The organism is Saliniramus sp. (assembly GCF_035311605.1).
Lineage (GTDB): Bacteria > Pseudomonadota > Alphaproteobacteria > Rhizobiales > Beijerinckiaceae > Saliniramus.
The window spans coordinates 1-3,266 of sequence record NZ_DATGCW010000287.1 but is presented as its reverse complement, the minus strand read 5'-3'; the positions used below and the strand labels follow the sequence as shown (position 1 = coordinate 3,266).

Annotated in this window: 4 protein-coding genes; 2 read left to right on the top strand and 2 right to left on the bottom strand. The window is 60.9% G+C overall.

Features of this window, described 5'->3' with window-relative positions:
• Positions 1–344: winged helix-turn-helix domain-containing protein (locus VKP01_RS12920; protein WP_324412918.1), on the top strand; the 344-nt coding region annotated here is incomplete at its 5' end.
• A 217-nt stretch (positions 345–561) separates the two neighbouring features.
• A complete protein-coding gene (locus tag VKP01_RS12915; RefSeq protein WP_324412916.1) occupies positions 562–1,986 on the top strand; it encodes a hypothetical protein in 1,425 nt (474 codons plus the stop codon).
• Positions 1,987–1,999: 13 nt separating this feature from the next.
• Here VKP01_RS12915 and VKP01_RS12910 read toward each other — a convergent pair whose 3' ends face one another.
• Together VKP01_RS12910 and VKP01_RS12905 are read right to left on the bottom strand one after the other, a co-directional pair.
• Positions 2,000–3,049: a Glu/Leu/Phe/Val family dehydrogenase gene (locus VKP01_RS12910; RefSeq protein ID WP_324412913.1), complete on the bottom strand. Its 1,050-nt coding sequence runs from the start codon at positions 3,047–3,049 to the stop codon at positions 2,000–2,002.
• A partial coding sequence (locus tag VKP01_RS12905) for a hypothetical protein (protein ID WP_324412911.1) occupies positions 3,046–3,266 on the bottom strand: 221 nt, incomplete at its 5' end. The genes VKP01_RS12905 and VKP01_RS12910, both read right to left, overlap by 4 nt.

Genomic DNA, 3,266 nt, shown 5'->3' with positions numbered 1-3,266 from the left:
CGCGTGTGAAAGCGCTCCTGCGCCGTACCGACCCCAACCTGCTGACCGACAAGCTGGTCGCCGGCGATATCGAGCTCGACCGGGACAGCCGCCGCGTGCGCCGCAACGGCACCGAACTGCATCTTGGCCCGACGGAGTTTCGTCTGCTGGAATTCCTGATGCGCACACCCGGGCGCGTCTTCACCCGCGAGCAACTGCTGGACAATGTCTGGGGCCGCGACGTCTATATCGACGAGCGCACCGTCGATGTCCACGTCGGCCGCCTGCGCAAGGCCGTCAAGGCGCAATCGGGTTCAGATCCGATCCGCACCGTGCGCGGCGCCGGATACGCATTCGAGGGATAATTCGTCGACGTTCATCACGATAAATTTTTATCGTGATATCATTTTTGGTTGTCGACACGGCTCGCTGCTTGCATAGTTTTACCGAATGACTCTTTTGATTGTATCGCCGGGTCCGTTCGCGCGTTCCGTCCGATCTGCACGATTTGCGAGCCTCAAGCCGGATCCTGCCGCATGCCTGATGGGATACTGTGCCCCGCATAATCTACCGGGAGGTATTATGAAGAAATCCACACAGATTCTTGTGGGCACGACTTGCCTCCTCGCAACTGCGCTGAGCAATCAGGCGCGCGCCGACGAGAGCTGCAATATCGGGGCACATTCCGTCAAATCGTTTTCGCAGGAATACTTCATCAACCCGCAGGCGCATGGCGTGACCCCGTTGCTCGCGCTCGAAACCATGCTCGAGAACGGCTGTCGCGATGAAGATGAATTCGCGCGGGTGATCGGAATTTATCTGGATGACCGCGTCGCAGATTTGTATCAGCGTGACGATCCGAAAGCCTGGAGGGTAAACCAGATCTGGATGCTCATCGGTATCGAGATGCTGATGCTCGGGCACGAGGCGCCCGTGCGCGCATTTCTCGACACGGTCCGAGCCGATGCGGAATCGGGTGACCCCGGCGCGATGACCGCCTTTGCCTATCTCGCCCGCTACCAGACCGAGCGCTGGGACTGGATTGAGCAGTTCCGGGCCCTCCAGCGGAATTATCCGCTGAGTATCGAGCATTTCGATCTCAAGGAATGGGGCGAGCGCGATGATCATCCGATCCGCAGCATCGCGCCACGTTTGCGCAACGAAGCCGACGCGTTTGCCGAACGCGCCTCGCAGGCCGGCTTCGCACCGGCCCACGTGATTCATCTGGCCGGCCAGCGACCGGCGAGTTTCACACCATGTGAGACGACGACCAGCATCGGGGGTGCAGGCCTCTTCGGCATGTCCGACGATCCTGATGCCGACGACACCCCCACCAACCGTTTTATCAAGACCTTTGTCGATCTGCCTGATCGCGAACGGGTCGCGCGTGATCTGATGGATTGGTCGCGTGACGTGATCAGAGCGGGCATCACCAGCGGCGAGACCGGTACGCTGACGCCCGACATGGAGGCCGCAACCAATGTTGCCAAGGCTTATGCAGGGATCAGGTCCAACTGCGCCTTGTCCATCGAAGACGGCAGGCTCGATTTCGGAGTCGAAGACCGCGATGAGGCCGCAACCGGCATGCATCACGCAGTGGCCGCGCCGGGCATCCGGTACCAATGGGAGATTGCCCTAATCTACGCGTTATTCGTCGATCAATACTACGACAGCCCCGACCGGCATGACGCCGCCGCGCGGATTCTGCAGGCGGGTGGCTACATTGAGTCCCTTGATTATCATAATGAGCGCGTGGACGCCATCATCGGAACGTTTTCACGCGAGACCGTGCGGGAGGCGCAGCGCATCATGGCCGAATACGGCTACTACACTGCAGCAATCGACGGAATTCCCGGACCGAATTTCCGCAATGGCCTGATGCAATGGAATGATGAATGCCGCTTGGATTTCGGCGAGAACCCGCAGAAGTGCCTGCGGCTCGGGCCCGCCCTTCTCGATCACGAATGGGTGCATCCGTTCCTCGGAGATGTCGCGCAGTTGCGCTGATCGGGCGGCGGACTCACCGCCCCGCCGCGTCCAGCCGTCTTTCGGCGAAGCGCATGGCGATGTGATGCGGCGAGACGCGCTCCGCTTCCGCTTCGGCGAGGATCTCCGCGATGTTCTCGTCGAGCTGGCGCATGCGTTCGGCGATCCACTCGACGTTATCGACGCCAGCGATTTCGCCGGAGACGCTAATTATGCCGCCGGCATTGATGGCGAAATCGGGGACGTAGAGGATGCCGCGCGCGTGCAGCCTGTCGGCATCGGCGAAGTCCTCCAACTGGTTGTTGGCCGCACCCGCGACGATCGCGACGCGCAGCGCGGGAATGCTGCGCGCGTTCAGCACCGCGCCGAGCGCGCAAGGCGCAAACACATCCGCCTCCACCGTCAGGATATCCTTTGGCGGGCAGGCCGTAGCACCGAATTCCATTACTGCCCGCTCCACCCGCGCAGCATCGATATCACTGACGATCAGCCTCGCGCCAGCGCCGTGCAGATGCGTGCACAGATGCCAGCCGACATGACCGAGGCCCTGTACTGCGACGCGCATGCCCGTTATGCCGTCACGCTTGAATCGCTGCGCCACTGCGCGGGACATGCCGTCAAAGATACCCTTCGCCGTCGTCGGCGAGGGGTCTCCGCTGGCATGAGCACCACGCGCGAGACCGGCAACATGGCGGGTGGTCTCGCGCACATGCTCCATGTCCTGCACATCCACCCCGACATCTTCCGCCGTGGTATAGGCCCCGCCGAGACGTTCGACCGCCCGCCCGAAGGCACGCATCAGCGCCGGCGTCTTGATCGCGCGCGGATCACCGATGATCACCGACTTGCCGCCGCCGAGATCAAGGCCTGCGACCGCGTTCTTGCAGGTCATGCCATGCGACAGCCGCAATACGTCCGCGATTGCAGCGTCTTCGCTCTCGTAGTCCCAGAAGCGACATCCACCCGCAGCCGGACCGAGCCGTGTGTCATGGATCGCGATGATAGCGCGCAACCCAGTTGGCGCGTCATGAACGAAGTTGACGGTCTCATGCGCATCGAAATGCGGATTATCGAAGATACTCATGGCGACCCCTTTTCAACACCGCCTGAAAGTTCGGCACTGACGCGATGATACAATGCATGATCTAATATTGATTGACTCAATTGATCCTGAATGATCACATTGCGCAGCATCGGACGCTTGCGCTGGACGTTTTGTTCGTTTAAACGAACGGTTTGAGATTGCGGAGTGCGCTTGACCATGCCTGTCGACAGTCCTTTCGATGACGAACGTAACGAGG

Bases quoted from the DNA above. Each gene is read 5' to 3' on its own strand.
- VKP01_RS12915 (WP_324412916.1), top strand. From the start codon at position 562: ATGAAGAAATCCACACAGATTCTTGTGGGCACGACTTGCCTCCTCGCA.
- VKP01_RS12910 (WP_324412913.1), bottom strand. From the start codon at position 3,049: ATGAGTATCTTCGATAATCCGCATTTCGATGCGCATGAGACCGTCAAC.